At 59.9% G+C, this 17,912-nt stretch carries 15 protein-coding genes; 10 read left to right on the top strand and 5 right to left on the bottom strand.

What is annotated here, in order from left to right; all coding sequences use genetic code 11:
- Positions 1 to 54: 54 nt before the first annotated feature.
- Positions 55 to 3,417, top strand: a complete 3,363-nt coding sequence (locus GOB81_RS17955) for an autotransporter family protein (RefSeq protein ID WP_338421313.1) — start codon at positions 55 to 57, stop codon at positions 3,415 to 3,417.
- 15 nt (positions 3,418 to 3,432) lie between these two features.
- Here GOB81_RS17955 and GOB81_RS05470 read toward each other — a convergent pair whose 3' ends face one another.
- The 5 genes from GOB81_RS05470 to speB form a co-directional block, all read right to left on the bottom strand.
- Complete coding sequence (locus tag GOB81_RS05470; RefSeq protein ID WP_173569372.1) at positions 3,433 to 5,370, bottom strand: response regulator; 1,938 nt, start codon at positions 5,368 to 5,370, stop codon at positions 3,433 to 3,435.
- On the bottom strand, positions 5,367 to 7,157 hold the full coding sequence (locus GOB81_RS05465) for an ATP-binding protein (RefSeq protein ID WP_173569371.1): 1,791 nt from the start codon (positions 7,155 to 7,157) through the stop codon (positions 5,367 to 5,369). The genes GOB81_RS05470 and GOB81_RS05465 overlap by 4 nt, the downstream gene beginning before the upstream one ends.
- On the bottom strand, positions 7,154 to 7,426 hold the full coding sequence (locus GOB81_RS05460) for a hypothetical protein (RefSeq protein WP_173569370.1): 273 nt from the start codon (positions 7,424 to 7,426) through the stop codon (positions 7,154 to 7,156). Before GOB81_RS05460 ends, GOB81_RS05465 begins: the two co-directional genes overlap by 4 nt.
- A gap of 270 nt (positions 7,427 to 7,696) precedes the next feature.
- Positions 7,697 to 9,208: a Ppx/GppA family phosphatase gene (locus tag GOB81_RS05455; protein ID WP_173569369.1), complete on the bottom strand. Its 1,512-nt coding sequence runs from the start codon at positions 9,206 to 9,208 to the stop codon at positions 7,697 to 7,699.
- Positions 9,209 to 9,436: 228 nt separating this feature from the next.
- Positions 9,437 to 10,489 carry an agmatinase gene (gene speB / locus GOB81_RS05450; RefSeq protein ID WP_173569368.1) on the bottom strand — a complete coding sequence of 351 codons (1,053 nt, stop codon included), beginning with the start codon at positions 10,487 to 10,489 and terminating at the stop codon, positions 9,437 to 9,439.
- 256 nt (positions 10,490 to 10,745) lie between these two features.
- Here speB and GOB81_RS05445 point away from each other — a divergent pair, with 256 nt between their 5' ends.
- The 9 genes from GOB81_RS05445 (at position 10,746) to GOB81_RS05405 (ending at position 17,894) form a co-directional block, all read left to right on the top strand.
- Positions 10,746 to 11,573: an urease accessory protein UreD gene (locus GOB81_RS05445; RefSeq protein WP_173569367.1), complete on the top strand. Its 828-nt coding sequence runs from the start codon at positions 10,746 to 10,748 to the stop codon at positions 11,571 to 11,573.
- Positions 11,574 to 11,640: 67 nt separating this feature from the next.
- The gene (locus GOB81_RS05440; RefSeq protein WP_173569366.1) at positions 11,641 to 11,943 is read left to right on the top strand and encodes an urease subunit gamma; all 303 of its coding nucleotides are present in this window, start codon (positions 11,641 to 11,643) and stop codon (positions 11,941 to 11,943) included.
- Positions 11,927 to 12,268, top strand: a complete 342-nt coding sequence (locus GOB81_RS05435; RefSeq protein WP_173569365.1) for an urease subunit beta — start codon at positions 11,927 to 11,929, stop codon at positions 12,266 to 12,268. The genes GOB81_RS05440 and GOB81_RS05435 overlap by 17 nt, the downstream gene beginning before the upstream one ends.
- Positions 12,268 to 13,974, top strand: coding sequence for an urease subunit alpha (gene ureC / locus GOB81_RS05430; RefSeq protein WP_173569364.1), 1,707 nt, complete (start codon positions 12,268 to 12,270; stop codon positions 13,972 to 13,974). The genes GOB81_RS05435 and ureC overlap by 1 nt, the downstream gene beginning before the upstream one ends.
- A gap of 1 nt (position 13,975) precedes the next feature.
- Positions 13,976 to 14,482 carry an urease accessory protein UreE gene (locus tag GOB81_RS05425; RefSeq protein WP_173569363.1) on the top strand — a complete coding sequence of 169 codons (507 nt, stop codon included), beginning with the start codon at positions 13,976 to 13,978 and terminating at the stop codon, positions 14,480 to 14,482.
- Between the two features lie 18 nt (positions 14,483 to 14,500).
- Positions 14,501 to 15,163 carry an urease accessory protein UreF gene (locus GOB81_RS05420; RefSeq protein ID WP_173569521.1) on the top strand — a complete coding sequence of 221 codons (663 nt, stop codon included), beginning with the start codon at positions 14,501 to 14,503 and terminating at the stop codon, positions 15,161 to 15,163.
- Positions 15,160 to 15,792: an urease accessory protein UreG gene (gene ureG, locus GOB81_RS05415; protein WP_173569362.1), complete on the top strand. Its 633-nt coding sequence runs from the start codon at positions 15,160 to 15,162 to the stop codon at positions 15,790 to 15,792. Before GOB81_RS05420 ends, ureG begins: the two co-directional genes overlap by 4 nt.
- A 394-nt stretch (positions 15,793 to 16,186) precedes the next feature.
- Positions 16,187 to 17,386 (top strand): porin, encoded by a 1,200-nt coding sequence (locus GOB81_RS05410; RefSeq protein WP_408736904.1) that lies wholly within the window; start codon positions 16,187 to 16,189, stop codon positions 17,384 to 17,386.
- Between the two features lie 88 nt (positions 17,387 to 17,474).
- Positions 17,475 to 17,894: a hypothetical protein gene (locus tag GOB81_RS05405; RefSeq protein WP_173569361.1), complete on the top strand. Its 420-nt coding sequence runs from the start codon at positions 17,475 to 17,477 to the stop codon at positions 17,892 to 17,894.
- Positions 17,895 to 17,912 lie beyond the last annotated feature (18 nt).

The following is a 17,912-nucleotide window of genomic DNA, read 5'->3' as shown; positions in this document are numbered from 1 at the left end:
ATCATCAAAGACACGTTAAAGCTGTCCGCCAAGGCAATAACCGGACAGGTTCCCGTGCAGCGCAACAGTATCCCTCTCCGCTTCGCGCTGCTCTCCATGACCGCCTTCATCCTGACGCCCGAAGTCCGGGCGCAGGAGATTCCCCTCGATATTATCGGTGACCGGCTCGGCATCAATGTTGGTGTCAACGGAGGAAAACCCGAGGAATATCTGTTTGATACGGGGTCTGATTCCTTCAACATAGACGTCGGAACGTCCAGCGCCAGCCAGAGCTGGTTCCCGGGAAACACTGCCGCGCAGCTCCCGGTTTCCAACCTCACACCCTATCTGTATGGCAACGGCAGCTATGGATACCTGATCGATCAGACCACTGTCTCCAGCGTGCAATTTTACAATAGCACCACAGCCACCCAGATAGCGGGCTATACCTCATCCGAGGGCTATGCGGTGTCCGTCGCGCCTTACTGGATCGCCACCGAGACAAGCCTGTATGGCGACACGGCAGGTATTGTCATCGACAATCCAGCCCTGACCGCTAGCGGTTACAGCACATCCCCGTATTATCAGGATCTCAGCTGGCAGCAGAATATCGATAACGGCACAGCCCCTCAGGAAAATTACTTTTACGGTATTTTCGGCGCGGGTGATTTTGTGACAACCAACGGCAGCGGGGGCATCCCCGGGCAGCTTACGTCCACGGGCTATGTCGTGGAAGCGAACGGCTCTTCCACCACACCTGACAGTTGCGGGGAGGCATGCCTGATCCTTGGCCTTACTCCCGAGATCCGCGCCCAGTTCTTCAGTCTCGTTCCCTGGAGCACCAGTTCAGCCAGCAGCTTTCCCGTGTCGGGGGCCAATGCATCCACTGAATACGATACGCTGTTCAAATATACCCTCAGCAACGGCACGGAACAGGCGAGCGCCACCCTCCTGACGCTTCTCGATACAGGCACACCCACTTCAGCTCTTCTGAGCAGCAGCACGCTGATTCAGCAGGCTACCAGCGCAGGGCTTGTCCGCAGCGTCTTCGGTCAGGATTACGTCACCGATGGCACGACGCTGACCATCGCCGGAGCCTCGGCCGACACCACTTCCTATACGACGGATGGCAGCTTCCTCCAGATTGAACCTACTGGTTCCTCCACAGGCCGCGCCATCACGGGGGTCGATTTCTTTTTCGACAATGCCGTGATGTACGACCTGCAAAACAAGGAGACCGGCTACACACCTTTTTATATCACCACTGACAATTTCACGAACGGCCTCTCCATTACATCCGACATGGGACCGCTCGGTGTGGCAGGAGTCATCAGCGGAACGAACGGTGTCACTGTCGAAGAAAATGCGAATGCCTTTCTGACCGCCGCCAACACTTACTCCGGGACGACGACCATAGCGACCGATGGCTGGCTGGGGATCGGGGGACCGGGGAGCATCGCAAACTCCTCCGGCGTCGCCGACAATGGCACGCTCGACATCCTCCATTCGGACGGCGTGCAGAGCATAAGCTCCCTCACCGGAAACGGTCAGGTCATCCTCGGCGCGAACACGCTCGTACTTTCTGCTGCCCACGGCATTTTTTCGGGCAGCATACGGAATTTCTATCCAGCCGATACCGATGCGACAGACGCCTATTATCCCGTCATCATTGGGGGCATCGCAGGCCAGACATATGGCGGCCTCATCATCGACGCCGGGCAGGAAACACTGACCGGCACAAGCACATATACGGGTGAGACCGGTATCAGCGAGAATGCCAGCCTGATCCTGACAGGCATGCTGACAGCCAGCCAGATCGACAATGCCGGGTTTCTGGAAAACGACGGCACTACCGGCAACATGGTCATTTCCACAGGCAGCGTTGCAGGAATTGGTAATTTTGCCGGTGGCCTGAATGTTGCTTCCGGCACTGTTTCTCCGGGAACGCCAACGCAAACAGTTCCCGGAACCATGAGTGTGGGAACCAGCCTCACACTCGGGCAGGATGCCACCTACCGGGTCACCACAACGGAAAAATCCTCAAGTCTGATCGATGTGACCGGAACCGCCAGCATTAACGGCGCAACACTGGCTGTCGTACCTGCGGCTCAAAATGCGGCTCTCACTCTTGGCCAGCATTCCACCATCCTGACAGCTACCGATGGCGTGACGGGCACATTCGGGACGGCGGAAATTGGAGCGACCACTTCGGAAAATGCGTTTCCCTTTCTTGCACCTTCCGTCAGCTATGCAGCGGACAGCGTGTCGCTGGATATCACCCGGAGTGCCATCCAATTCACCGAAGCCGCCCGGACCCGCAATGAATACGCCCTTGCCAGTGCACTCGACGGCATGAGCCCTTATGCCGCACTCATAAGCCCGGTCACGCAACTGAATTTCGCAAACGCCCGGACAGCTTTCAATGCCCTCTCCGGCGAGTTGCATGCCTCGCTCCGCACGGCCCTGATTCAGGATAGTTACGATCTGCGGAATGCGGTGACCGACCGCCTGCGCGCAGCGGACTGTGCGCCCGGCGCAGGTGCAAACGGCATGAAAACCGCATCGTACCAGCATGGAGAACGAATGAAGGACGATGGGCAGTGTCATGCCGGGCAGGCCGCCCTCTGGATGCAGGCTTATGGAGAATGGAGCCATAACGGCGGCACGGCCGGAACACGGGGCATGAGCAACTCCACGGGCGGCTTCATCCTTGGCGGCGACACGCCGATTGCAGACCACTGGCATCTCGGAGGGTTGTTTGCTTATGGTCACTCCGGTTTTTCAGCCGGAAGTGCGGGAAACGGTCATAGCAACAACGCCTCGCTCGGGGCGTATGCAGGACGGAACTGGGGTGCTCTCGGACTTCGTCTGGGCGCGACCTATACATGGAACATACTGTCCACCACGCGACATATTGCGTTCTCAGGTTTCACCGATCGGACAAGCAGCAATTATCTTGGCGGGACGGCGCAGACATTCGCCGATCTCGGTTACCGGTTCAATGTTCTGAAGACCCTGTCTGTCGAGCCCTTCGGCAACGTCGCATACGTCAATCAGCAGACGAATTCTTTCGCCGAGACGGGAGGAGCCGCAAGCCTTGCAGGGCGCGGCATGAATACGGGTGTGACCTTCGCCACGTTCGGCACACGTCTTGCAACCCGGATGCGGATCGGGGAAACCCGCATCGAACCCAACATCACGCTCGCCTACCGTCACGCCTTCGGCATGATGACACCCACCGTCTGGCAAAACATCCTGTCAGGCAGTAGCGCCTTCGAAACAGCTGGCATTCCGCTCCTGCAGGATGCAGCTGTTGTCAATGCCGGGGTTCGTGTCAGCATCAGTGACACAACAGGCTTCAATGTCGGTTATTCCGGACAATATGGAGCCCGCTTCAGCGACAGTGGCCTGCGCGGCAGTTTCAGCCTCCAGTTCTGATCTGCCCCTCAGCGCTCATTTCACCGGAATCAGCTCTTCCACACCAGACAGCAAGGCTTCACGCGTGAACGGCTTGGCCAGCACATGCGCGTCTGGCGGCAGGATGGCGCGATCGGCAAAGCCCGTCACGAAGATGACCCCCAGATCCGGGCGAAGAACGGAGATGCGCCGGGCACATTCGTCGCCGTTCATTTCCGGCATCAGCAGATCCATGACCACCAGACCGATATCGGGGCGATCCCGCACCAGATCGAGGGCCTGAGAGCCGTTATGGCATTCCAGAACCTTGAAGCCGGCCCTTGAGAGAAAACCAACGGTGACGGCTGCGACATTCGGGTCATCGTCCACAACCAGAATGCTGCGCTGCTGACTTCCCGGCGCATGATGCTGTGCCGTCTGCCCCGCCGAAACAGGTCCCACCCGACCTTGCGCGTCCACTGCCGGAAGCCACAGCTCGATGGACGTCCCCGCACCGGGGGCACTGGAAACCCGGACATCGCCTCCATTGCGTTGCACGAACCCGTACACCATCGGCAATCCGAGTCCGATCCCTGATCCGACGGCCTTTGTCGTGAAGAACGGTTCGAAAATGCGGGCCTGTGTCTCGACCGTCATCCCGACACCCCGATCCGTCACGCTGATGACGACGTAGCGACCCGGCGCAAGAGGGCGCCCCGAACGACCGATAATGGGCGTGCCCCCGTGTGAGACGGGTTCCAAAGTCTCGGCACGGGCCGAAATGATGATCTCGCCGCCTTTGGGCTGCGCATCCCGGGCATTGAGGCAGAGATTGACCAGCGCAACTTCCAGCAAGGACGGATCGGTTGAAGCTTGCAGGAGAATGCCCGCTGGCAATTCCAGCCGCACAGGAATGGCGCGCGGGCCACCTCCGCCGATGCTCTGCGCCAGCAAACCCTGCATCTGCCCCAGAAGCTGTGGAATATCGACTGCACGACGCGCAAGATCGCGCGGACGGCTGAAATCGAGCAGCTTCTGCGTCAGCACCGCGCCTCTGCGGGCTGCATCCATCGCATTGGTGAAGAGACGGCTGATATTGGGGTCCACCGGCGGTTGCAGGTCCTGCACCAGTTCCAGCGAGCCAAGCACAGCCGTCAGAAGATTGTTGAAATCATGGGCGATGCCCCCGGCCAGCGTGCCGATAGCCTGCATCTTGTCAGCCTGTCGTGCGCGCTTTTCCATCTCGATCAGGTCAGTGACATCCTGATCGATCAGCACCGATACCGCCCGTTGCGCACCCCGTTCCGCCGGGGCTGTCAGGGGAACGCGGGAGATCCGGTGCCAGTGTTCATGACCATTTCCATCCACACGCCGAATGACGGGCGGCCGATCCTCTTCCGGCTGTTCGGAAGGGGTGTCAGATCCAAGGTCCTGAAGAATCTCGCCTTCGGTGAGCGTCAGGCAGTCGGAAACGGAACGGCCGAATGCCAGCGCGGCCCGCTCATTAAGGCGCATGATCCGCCCTGTCTCATCGACAAGCGCAAGCCCCAGAGGGAGACCATCGAACAGGCTTCGGAGCAGCGCCCGCTCCGTGGCCAGTTCCTGACGCGTGCGGCAGGCCGATGCCGCTTCCCGCACCATGGCCAGCAGGCTGCCAGGATCCCATGGCTTGGCGGCATAGAACGTGATCGCCCCGCGATTCAGTGCTGCCGCGACCGTGTCGAGATCGGCAAAGCCGGTCAGAAGAATGGTTCCGGCATCCGATATCTTGCGGGCCTGCGCCAGCAGCGCGTCTCCGGTCATGTCGCGCATCCGCTGATCAGAGACGATCACCGAGACACCCGGATCGTCCGCCAGCGTGGCAAGTGCCTCCCGGCCGCTCGTCGCCGTGAGGACTTCAAACTCCCGGTCCAGCAGATCCGTGAGGGCAACCAGAATTTCCGGCTCATCATCAATGAGGAGAACACGGTCGCGGGAAACGACAGCCCCGGTCATAACAGATCTCCCTCAAGCAATGCGGCCGTCGGAACTGAGGCGCGCATCATACCGCTCTCCTTACCGACCACAGGCGGTTCGGCAGGCACACTGATGGTGAAACACGCTCCTCCTGTCCCGGACGAGGACACCTCGATGGTGCCACCATGTGCCTGCACGATTCCGTAAGCGGTGGCGAGCCCCAGACCCGTCCCCTCTCCTACCGGCTTAGTGGTGAAAAAAGGCTCAAACACCCGCTCACGCATGAGAGGTTCGACACCGGGCCCATTGTCGCAGATGGTGATCACATAATCGTGCGCAAAGAATGCCTCCGTTTCACGGGAAGTTTCTTCCAGATGGGTGCCGATCAGGATCATGGGCGACCGTCCCTCGTCCGCTGGTTGCGCATGAAGCGCATCAGCCGCGTTACTGACCACATTCATGACAACCTGATGCACCAGCGCCATCTGGCATCGCAAAAGCGGTGGCGCCTGAAAATCCAGTTCAACTTTCACACGGTCAGCGAGTTTCGGGGCCAGCAAGGCGAGCACCGTATTGATCGCGTCCGGCATATCGACATCTTCGAACGCACCCTGATCCAACCGGGAAAACCGTCGAAGACTGGAGACGAGATCCCGCATGCGTCCCAGTCCGATAGCGGTTGAAGCCAGCCGATCGCGACTTTTCTCCAGCGCCATCCGGACTTCCACGGTGTCGCCAGTCTCCAGCGCGACCAGCGCGCGATCAAGAAGACGGGAAACTGTGGCTCCATGCGCCAGGACAAAAGCCAGCGGATTGTTGAATTCATGGGCGATGCCCGCGACCAGTTCGCCGAGGGACGCCATCTTGGCTGACTGCACCAGCTTGGTCTGGGCGTCGATCAGCTTGCGATTGGCCGATGCAAGTTCGTCGTTCGCCTGCTCAAGTGCATCGGCCAGCACGGTCTTGGCCCGTGCGCCCTCCATCGCGGCGTCACGCGCTGCCCGCTCCGCTTCGCTCCGCACACTTTCGTCGAGCAGGGATTTCCGGCGCAACTGCACGCGCACATGCAGCAGGAACAGGTCGGCGTCGTGGATGTCCGTCAGGAAGTCATCCATGCCGCCCGTATAGGCTTCCATGGCCGAGACAGTCTGATTCGTGTCAAACCCGAGCAGGCGCGCCGGTGTCTGGGACGCCGAGAACGCCCTCCGCCGCAGTCGGTCCAGCGTGCGGCAGAATGCCAGCCCGTCGAAATCCGTGCAGGAAAGATCGACGATCAGGCAGTCGATGCCGGGAAACCAGAAATCCGGCGTGGTCAGGGCGGCGTGATCCAGCATCAGCACATCGAGCCCTTCCCCCCGCAGGACGTCGAGAACAGGCAACGTGCTGCCCGAAGAAATCGCCACGGCAACCGTTGGCCGACGAAACCGCTCCCGCAGCACCGCATGAGTCGGGCTGTGTGGCCCGCGCAGCAACGCACTGATGCGAATGGCGAGGAAAGAGGGCTGGCACCATTTTTCAACGACCGCATCGACACCCGCCACCATCGCGTCGCGCATGACGGAGATATCCTGAACAAGCGCGATAACGGGCAAAGCCCGCGTCGCCCGGTTCAGCCGGAGATGACGCGCAAGCTGGCACGCTGTCATCCCGGGCAGGGTGAAGTCCGTGACGAGCATGGCGGGCAATGCATGATCAAGACTGTCGAGTGCAGCTTCCGCGCTTGCGACGCTCTCCACCCTTAAACCGCACGCTTCCAGCCCGGCACGATAATACGTGATCGTTGCGTCCGCGCCGACCAGCAGAATCAGAGGTGCACGCTCGTTCATCGCGCCTCGCAGGAAAAGGAAGCCGCAGAGACCATGCTCGCCGGAACTGCCGCCGGTCCGCGTGCGGTGATCGTCGCCATTAGCAAGGTCGCACCTGAAGAGTCGGTAAACGGGAGTAAAGGTGACTGCTCAGGCAGAATCGTCACACCGGATGGGCCACGGCTGCGGGAACCCGTAACGCCATCGTGCGCCGGATGATCCAACAACACGGCCGCGGTTTGCGGTGTGAAGGCCAAGAGGCCCGAAAAAATCTGGTCGCGTGTGCTCACCAACGGACTCCCGTGGACAAAGGCGCTTCCTGACGGTCGCCCCATGCTGCCGGGATGCCAGAAATGGCTCACTTTCGGCACCTGTTCCGGATCGACTGGCCAGACCTGACATCATACGGTGGCAGGGTATGAAACGATCTTCGCAAATGCGTGTACGGTCTTCACCAAATACACAGATCGTCACACAAAACTGTCTGGATCAGGGCAGCCCTCAGGTGCGCGCTGTTTTAATTCAGCACGCACACTACCGTCCTGCTCGGAGGCGCCCATTCAGGGGATCGGGAAAGCAGCCGAATGGACTGGTGCTTCATCCAGTCGCGTCTCAAGATCCATCGCCTGCCCAAGCCGCGCCAGCCGCCGCTTGACCGAGTCGCCCCGCACCGCAACACGCGCGGACGTAAGGTGCAGGCACAGCTCTGTGTCGCCGCGCTCAAGGCGCGTCCCGTCGAGCAACGTTTCGGTGCCACCGCATAAGGCCGATGCAAGACGCAGGGCGAGACCGAGCGTGACCGCCCATGTGAAAGTGTCGGCATCCAGCAAAGCGCGGGCCGGCGCCAGCCATGCGGCGTCCGTTTCAGCCTCGTAGCGCACGGCCAGCGCCAGAGCGAGTGCCGCCCGTGCCTCGTGATCCACACCCGCGCCCTGCATCCACAGGATCCGCAGGAATGTCTGCTCCGCCCGATATTCAGGGTGATCGTGGCTGCCGACATCCGACAGCCAGCAGGCCACCTTCCGGAGCCGTTCCTGCCGGGCGGTTTCGTACGGAAACACCTCTGCCGTCCACGCGAACAGAGCGGAAGGAAGAGTCAGGCTGCGCCCGAGACGCTCGCACATCTCGCGGGCCACGGCTTCCAGAGGATCTTCATGCTGCAATTCGTGCGCGACGTTGAGCGCGTACCATCCTTCGCGGAGGCCATCGACACAGAACACGATCCTGTCGGGTTCGACACGCTTGAGCAGTCGGCGCAGAACAGTCGCCGCGAAGGGCACATCGTCGAGGCGTTTGCGGGGCGCACCGGGAAGACGTTCGAGCATCCGACGATTGCTCTGGATCAGCCAGCCGGTCATTTCGCGGGCTGTCTGGGGCGTCATCGTATAATAATGAAGGATATTCAGCGGATAATTGGTGCGGGCGATCTGGAGGCGGGCCAGCGCACGGAAAGCGCCCCCGACCAGATAAAGGGTGCGCCCCTTCATGCTGTCGAGCCACTCAACGCCCTTCAGATCGCTGTCCGCCAGACTCTTGGCAACAGCGAGTTCTCCCTCGGCGCGATCGCTCAGGCGAATCACCCCAAGAGGCAGGGTATCCGCGTCGTGCCGCCCTTCCGCGTCGATGCGGATCAGTTCCAGCGAGCCGCCACCGATATCAGCCACAAGGCCATTGGCTTCCGGAATGCCACACAGCACGCCAAGCGCGGAATGATCGGCCTCCTCGATTCCGGACAGGATGCGGATGGGCACATCCGGCATGATCTGCCGTAGCGAAGCGACAAATTCCGGACCGTTGGAGGCATCCCGAACTGCGGCCGTCGCCAGAATTTCGAAAGGATTCGCATTCATGCCGCAGGCGATGGCGTGAAACCGGCGCAGCACGTCCACGGCCATGGCCACGCCCTCGTCGTTCAGCCGACCCGTACGGGTCAGGCCGCGACCGAGGCGCAGAACCGCCTTTTCATTGAAAATGGGAACCGGATTGCGGGAGATCCCGTCGAACACCACCATGCGAACGGAGTTGGAACCAAGGTCGACAACGGCGGAACGCGCCGGAGTGTCAGCCTGCATGCAAGGTCCTCCCTGGGACAGCAAACGGATCGCTGCCACGGCGCCTCCGGAGTGCGCCGTGCCGTATTGGGTGCACCGAATGTGCGCCCCCTGCCCCTATAGCCGATCCTTCGCCCGAAACCCAAGAAGCAAGCGACGGACAGGCCTGAACTCCCTGTTACATCTTGGCTTTCCACCGGGAACCGAGATTTCCGCCATCAGTTACGAAGGCGGCAACCGGGACTCACCTTACTTCTTTTGGCTGGCGTCAAGATTGCCCGCCACCAGATTGAAGATCTCGAACAGAACCTGCGCTGCCGCATGCGCGGTGTTGGTCGTGGCGTCATATTGCGGGGCAACCTCAACCACATCGCCGCCGATGACATTCAGGCCGTCCAGCCCGCGCAGAAGCTCCAGCGCCTCGCGGGTCGTCAGGCCACCGATCTCGGGCGTTCCGGTACCGGGGGCGAAAGCCGGATCAAGGCAGTCCACATCAAAACTGACATAGACCGGCCCCGTGCCGATCACCTTGCGGACAGTTTCCAGAATCGCCTCGGTCCCGAGCTTCGGCACGTCTTCGCCGTGAATGACTGTCATGCCGGAATCCTTCGAGAACTCCCACAGATACTCGGATGAGCCACGGATACCGATCTGCACGCACCGTTCCGGGTCCAGCACACCGTCCAGAACAGCAAGGCGGAACGGACCGCCATGATGGAATTTCGCGCCCTCGTACTCGCCGCTCGTGTCGCAGTGCGCATCGAAATGCACCATCCCCACAGGCTGCTTCTCGCCGAGCGCCTTGAGGATGGAGTAGCTGATGGAGTGATCGCCGCCGACCGATAGAGGCACCACGCCCGCCTGCGCAAGACGACCGTAGAACGCCTGAATATCCTCGTGGGATTTCTCAAGGCTGAAACGGCTCCGGAACGGAACGTCTCCGATATCGGCAGCCTTACACAGGCTTGCCGGAACCCGCTTCAGCACATGCTCATACGGACCGATGCGCTCCATCTCGCGCACGGCTCGGGGACCGAAACGGGAGCCGGAACGGTTGGTGACTCCGAGATCCATCGGCACGCCGACCACCGCGACATCCAGCCCCCCGAAATCATCGGACGAGGACGCATCGGGATGATAAGGCAGGCCGAGGAAAGTCGGCACACCCGAATAGGGCTTGCTGCGCCTGCCATCGGTCGAAAACTGGGTCGCGGCAACAGCCTGAAACTCAGGATCGAACATCTCGCTGCCGGACGCCGCACCGTATTTTTTGCGCAGCATCTCCAGTTTGGTTTCGTCCATGACCTCTTTACTCCTGCTGCACGAATTTTATTCACTGGATCATAACGGATGCGAAAGAACCATTCGACGTGACCAAAGTTCAGTTCCATCCATGGTGAAGCAAACGGGACCGACCCGGCTGTCCGGGAATCAGATACGTAATTTCCCCCATTGAGCAACTGGAAATGGGCGTCTTTGTGTGCTGGATGGAGTCAATGAAAAGACGAAAAACGAACGGACCGATCGCGTCACGACTCCTGCATAAGCCTGAAAACGAATGACTCCATCTGGCTCGCTGGAACGGGCTGTCGGAGCCTACGGACTGGAGGTGCGCCTGTCGGATCAGGTGACGCGGGTCGCCGGACTGCGACAGCAGGGCTGTTGCCGCATCCTGATGCCGCGTCGCCCGCAGGGAACGCCGGAAGCCGTGCTGGTCAACGTGTCCGGAGGCATTGCGGCGGGAGACCGGATCACCGGCGAGATTATCTGCCGCGCGGGCAGTCATCTGACCGTCACGACACAGGCGGCGGAACGGATTTACAAGGCCCGCGAGCAGGACACACCCGCTCTGATCGAAGCGCGCTGCCGGGTCGATGCAGGCGCACGGCTGGACTGGCTGCCTCTGGAGACGATCTTTTTCGATCGGAGCGCGACTTCCCGCCTGCTGGAGATCGAGATGGCCGGAGACGCCACGTTTCTCGGCTGTGAAACACGGGTTTTCGGACGATCAGGTTCGGATGAGACGGTCGAGCATATTCATCTGCGGGACCGGTTGCGGGTGAAACGGGACGGTGACGTACTGTGGGTTGAGTCGCTGATCGCGGAAGGACCGCTTGCAAGCCTGCTGGCAAAAAAAGCCGTCGCCGCCGGACGTACCGTGATGATGACCCTCTGGCTGGTCGCGCCCGATGCGGAGACGTGGCTGGCCCCTGTTCGGGCAGTTCTCACTGAACGGGATGACGTGGAAGCCGCCGCTTCCGCCTGGAACGGCATGCTCGTGGTGCGCGGGCTCGGAGCAAGCAGTCTCACCATGTCGCGCCTCACGCGGCGCCTGCTCTCCATTCTGCGGAATGGGCACGGAGATCCGGTGACGTGGCGCACATGATAAGGCAGGATCGAATGAAAGAGCGGCGGGCTGGCCGTCTCACACTGGACAGGGGAGCATTCAGGGCATGAAACTGACGCCGCGGGAAAAGGACAAACTGCTGGTCGCCATGGCGGCCATCGTCGCCCGAAAGCGGCTAAAACGGGGCGTCAAACTGAACTACCCGGAAGCCATCGCCCTGATCACCGATTTCGTGGTCGAGGGCGCGCGCGATGGCGTCAGCGTCGCCGACCTGATGGAGCGTGGCGGCCATGTCATCACCCGCGAACAGGTCATGCAGGGCGTGCCGGAGATGATCCACGACGTTCAGGTTGAAGCGACCTTCCCCGATGGCACAAAGCTGGTGACGGTCCATGACCCGATACGCTGACCCCCTCCCCCCCGGCGCTGTCCCCGGCGAGTTCTTCCCGAAAGACGGCGACATCGAACTGAACGCGGGTGCCGAGCGTGTCACGCTGCGCGTCGTCAATACGGGCGATCGTCCGATTCAGGTCGGCAGCCACTATCATTTTGCGGAAACCAACCCGGCCCTGAAGTTCGACCGGGATAAAGCGCTCGGGCGGCGGCTGGACGTACCCTCCGGCGGGGCGCTGCGCTTCGAGCCGGGACAGGAACATGAAGTGGTGCTCGTGCCGTTCCGGGGCGCACGACGCGCTATCGGTTTTCGAGGCGACGTGATGGGAGACATCGACTGATGGCGAGACTGAGCCGCTTTGACTACGCCATGACGTATGGGCCGACCACGGGTGACCGGATCAGGCTGGCCGACACGGCGCTGCTGATCGAAATCGAAAAAGACTTCACCATCTATGGCGAGGAAGTGAAGTTCGGCGGCGGCAAGACCATCCGCGACGGCATGGGGCAATCCCAGCGCACCAACGCCGAAGGGGCCGTGGACACCGTCATCACCAATGCGGTGATCCTCGATCACTGGGGCATCGTGAAAGCGGATGTCGGCATTGTGGCGGGACGCATCCACACCATCGGCAAGGCGGGCAATCCCGACATACAGCCGGGCGTGAACATCATCGTCGGACCCGGAACGGAGGTCATTGCCGGTGAAGGCAAGATCCTCACGGCGGGCGGGATCGACAGCCACATCCATTACATCTGCCCGCAACAGGTCGAGGAAGCCCTGTCCTCCGGCATCACCACGATGCTCGGCGGCGGCACTGGCCCGGCGACCGGCACATCGGCCACCACCTGCACGCCCGGTCCCTGGCATATGGCGCGAATGCTTCAGGCCGCCGAAGCCCTGCCCGTCAATCTGGCCTTCGCCGGCAAGGGCAATGCATCCCGCCCCGAGGCGCTCGAAGAGATGGTGCGTGCTGGCGCGTGCTGCCTGAAGCTGCACGAAGACTGGGGTTCCACACCTGCCGCCATCGACTGCTGCCTGTCCGTTGCGGATCGCATGGATGTGCAGGTGATGATCCACACCGACACGCTCAACGAAAGCGGGTTCGTCGAGGACACCATCGCCGCGTTCAAGGGACGCACCATCCACGCCTTCCACACCGAAGGTGCAGGCGGCGGTCATGCGCCGGACATCATCCGCGTGGCCGGGCTGCCGAACGTCCTGCCCTCTTCCACCAACCCGACGCGTCCCTACACGATCAACACGCTTGACGAGCATCTCGACATGCTCATGGTGTGCCATCATCTCAACCCGAGCCTGCCGGAAGATATCGCGTTTGCGGAAAGTCGCATCCGTCGGGAAACCATCGCTGCCGAGGACATCTTTCACGACATGGGTGTGCTGTCGATGATGTCATCGGACAGTCAGGCCATGGGTCGTGTGGGGGAAGTCTCCATCCGCACGTGGCAGACTGCCCACAAGATGAAGATTCAGCGTGGAGCGTTGCCGGGCGATGGCGATGCGGACAACAACCGCGCCAAACGCTACATCGCAAAATACACGATCAATCCGGCAATCTCGCACGGCCTTTCTCATGAAGTCGGCTCGGTCGAAGTGGGGAAACTGGCTGATCTGGTCCTGTGGGATCCGGCTTTCTTTGGCGTCAAACCCGATCTGATCATCAAAGGCGGCGCCATCGTCTATGCGATGATGGGCGATCCGAATGCCTCCATCCCGACACCGCAGCCAGTGCATGGGCGGATGATGTTCGGCGGTCTTGGCGGCTCCCTCGCCGCGACCTGTGTGACCTTCGTCTCGCAGGCCGCTCTGGAAGATGATATCGGCCGCAAGCTCGGTCTGAACCGTCGTCTGTCGGCTGTGTCCGATACGCGCGGCGGGATTGGCAAACGAAGCATGATCCACAACGATGCGACCCCGTTGATCGAGGTCGATCCTGAAACCTATGAAGTTCGTGCGGATGGCGTGCTGCTGACGTGCGAACCGGCGGAGATTCTTCCTATGGCCCAGCGTTATTTCCTGTTCTGACATGAAATGTTCTGAAATCCTGCCAGCGGGAAGCTGGGACCGTGCGCGTGAGTGCGATGTCTTCTCCGCCGATTATGAGGGGCGCCACAGGCGCCGGATGATGCTCGATCTGCGCTCAGGAGTCCGTGTGTTGCTCGATCTGGAACATGCGCGCCTTTTACGCACCGGCGACGGTCTACTGCTGGACGATGGGCGTGTCGTGTTGGTCGAAGCTCAGGAGGAAGACCTGCTGGAGGTGACGGGCCATGACACGCTCCATCTCCTGCGGATGGCATGGCACCTTGGCAATCGTCATCTGCCCGCGATGATCGAGGAAAAACGCATCCTGATCCGCAACGACCATGTGATTGCAGACATGGTGCGGGGTCTGGGCGGCCATATCCACACCATTCGCGCTCCGTTCGATCCCGAAACAGGCGCGTATTCCTCCGGGCATGGAGAGAGCCACGCGCACTCCCATGATCACGTCCACGATCATGGAGATGGCCATCACCACCATCATCATTGATCGCTTTTACCCATGACAATGGATTCCATCCGCCTCACCCGGCTTCTTTCGTGGCTTTCACCGGCTTTTCCAACAGGCGGGTTCGCTTACAGCCACGGTCTGGAATGGGCCATCGAGTGTGGCGATGTCACCAGTGTTGCAACACTCGTTGACTGGATCGGAGATCTTCTCTCTCACGGCAGTCTTCACACCGATCTGATCCTGCTGCGAGCCGCATGGCGTGCCGAAACTCCGGACGCCATGCGCTCCGTGGCGCAGGAAGCCTGTGCCCTTGCCTCATCCCGCGAACGATTTGAAGAAACCGTCAAACAGGGAGAGGCTTTTTTACGGGCAGTAAAAGTCTGGGACTGCCTGCCCGCTTCCGTCACTACGCTGGATATTCGCTGGCCGTTGCCGGTCATGTATGGCGTCAGCCTGAAGGCGGCAGGATTTGACGAAGATATGGCGGCCCTCGGCTGCGCTCATGTGGCGGTGTCAGCCCTTGTCTCCGCAGCAGTCCGCCTGATCCCTCTGGGCCAGACAGACGGTTTGCGCACACTCGCCGCCCTTGAAGCGCAGATGGCGGATGTTGTGACGATAACGAAATCCCTCTCGCTGGAAGATGCCGGCGGTCTCTGCTTCCGGTCCGATCTTGCGGCTATGCATCATGAAACTCAGGAAACAAGGCTGTTCAGGACATGACAACCAGACATCACGGCCCACTGCGTGTAGGCATCGGCGGCCCGGTCGGCACGGGCAAGACCGCTCTCATGGATGCGCTTTGCCGTCGTTTCCGCGATGAATTCGATCTCGCGGCTCTGACCAATGATATTTATACCCGTGAAGATGCTGAATTTCTCACTCGCGCCGGGTCTCTGCCACCTGAGCGCATCATGGGGATCGAGACGGGCGGTTGCCCGCATACGGCTATTCGCGAGGATGCCAGCATCAATCTCGCCGGTATCGATGAACTGAATGCGAAGTTTCCGAATCTGGATATTATTCTTGTCGAAAGCGGCGGTGACAATCTGGCTGCCACCTTCAGCCCGGAACTCGCTGACCTGACGATCTACGTGATTGACGTGTCGGCGGGTGACAAAATTCCCCGCAAGGGTGGTCCGGGCATTACGAGAAGCGATCTGCTGGTCATCAACAAGATCGATCTTGCGCCGCATGTCGGGGCGGACCTGTCCGTCATGGACCGCGACAGCAAGCGCATGCGTGGCGAAAGACCGTTCGTGTTCACCAACATTCGCTCGGGTGAAGGGGTTGAAGCGATTGCCCGCTTTATTTGCGACAAAGGGGGGCTGGAGCCCAAAAAATCAAAGTAAAATCGTCTTTTCTGCCACGGGCTGAGGGTCTTTTTAGAAATAGATCCCAGTCCTTGACGGTCTTCCACTCCCGGATGGCCAACTTCAACCGTTCATTGACAGACATTCCTGCGGTGATTTCTCATCGCTGCCTGAAGCCATGAATTTCCAAAACGGCACTGACAGAACCCGGTCGCCAGCGGTGGCCGTGAGCCTTTTATTTGCTATCGGGTATGGAAGCTGACGCCTCACAATCTGCATCTCATTGCAAAGACATAATATTTGTCTGCATGACTATTGCATCATCCGCCCCTCCCTTACCTCGCTAGGTATTTTTACGCATTTCGCAGAGGGAATACGTTACCGTATCGTAATCACATCGCCTGGCAGTGACTGGGGTCATAAGGGGATGGTCATGATTGCGCTCACGTCACGGTTCTCGGCGAACCGGAAGAATAGATTACTTCGTTACGGCAGCATTCTGTCTGCATGCGTCGCATTAAGCGTAACCGCACCTGAGGCGTCCCGCGCAGCGATGACGGTCAATTTCGGAAACAACCAGTTCTTCACACTCGGCGTCGGCGTGAGAGCCCAGTATCTGAGTCAGGACCCCGCCACACCGAATAATTCCAGCGCCGCCAGCGCCGCCGATCTGCGTGTCTATATGGGAGCGCAGTTCCACAAATACGTTAAAACAACGCTCAATATGGAAAGACTACGCGACGGAAACTGGAATGTTCTCGATGGCATTCTCCAGATCGAACCCTGGAAAGAGTTCAACGTCTGGATGGGCCGGATGCTGACACCGAGCGATCGTTCCAACCTTGATGGTCCATACTTTCTCAGCACTTACGCTTTCCCCATTGTCTCGCAATATCCCGGCGCATGGTCCGGACGCGATGACGGCGTGACGATATGGGGCAAGACCCTCAAAGATCATTTCCGCTACATGGCCGGCATCTATCGGGGTCACAACTGGGTCAAGGGCGGCTCCAATTACGGAGAACACCCGCTTTTCGCAGGCCGCATGGAATATAACTTCCTCGATCCCGAGCCGTCCCCTGCCTATTACACCGCCAGTACATATTACGGCAAAGCCGACATTCTCGCGATTGGTCTGGCTGCGCAGTATGAAACGGATGGCGTCGGCAGCGCGACAGAGAAAGGCGATTACAAGGCGTGGAACCTTGATGGTCTGTTTGAAAAGAAGATCGGCAAGGACGCCCGCTATGGTGTCTATACGCTCGAAGGCGCTTATTACCAGTACCATACTGACGGTGTGAAAGATATTCCTTCAGGTTTCGGGCAGCGTTCGGCTGATTACGGAAACGTCGGCGGCATCAATAATGGCACGGCCTTTCTGGCCAGCACCGCCTACCTCATCCCCTACAAGCTCGGATGGGGCCGTTTGCAGCCACTGGTACGCTACCAGGAGTTCCGCTTCAAGAAAGACATGTATGGTCCCGGCCATCCGAAAACCACGCAGTTCGATGCTGGTGCGAACTATGTCATGGACGGACACAACCTGCGTTTCACGTTCGATTACGTCCGGTACAAGGCAGCAGCCACACAGGCTTCCAACGCCTTCCTGCTGGGTATGCAGTTCCAGTACTGACATGAGCAGTCAACGACCATCCATCATTCGCCAGAGCTGGTCCCGCCAGCGGCCACGAGATATCGGAGTGCTGACCTTGAAACGACAGATGTTGTACGGAACTGTGCTGCTGCTCTGTGGTCTTTCCGGAAAATCCGCTTTTGCCGCGACGGACATCACGTCTCTCGACTGCCGTCATCTTTTCGTGGAGGACGTTCGCCTGTCCGACAAAATCGAAGGCTTGAGACAGAAAACCGCAACAGCAGAAACAAACGGGACCGATAATGCGAATAGCGGGTTCTTTGTAAAGTTCGATCCCATCCCCGGCATTGGCGTGATGGAAGGCACAACTCTTTCTCCGGCAGGGAAACCGCTCAGGGAAGATGCTTCTGAAACCCGGATCGATTCTCTGCAGAAACAGCTCGATAGCGTCAAGACACTTGAGCAGAGAAAAGTCTGCGCAACAGCTCCCTCGACGACAAATGAAGAGGACCGGTTGCTGGACGATTCCGTCAAACCTCTTCCCTGATCAGGGAAGAGCTCTGCT

The sequence above is a fragment of the Acetobacter conturbans genome (assembly GCF_011516755.1).
Classification (GTDB): domain Bacteria; phylum Pseudomonadota; class Alphaproteobacteria; order Acetobacterales; family Acetobacteraceae; genus Acetobacter; species Acetobacter conturbans.
The sequence above is the reverse complement of the archived record's forward strand: the minus strand, read 5'-3'. Positions and strand labels throughout refer to the sequence as shown.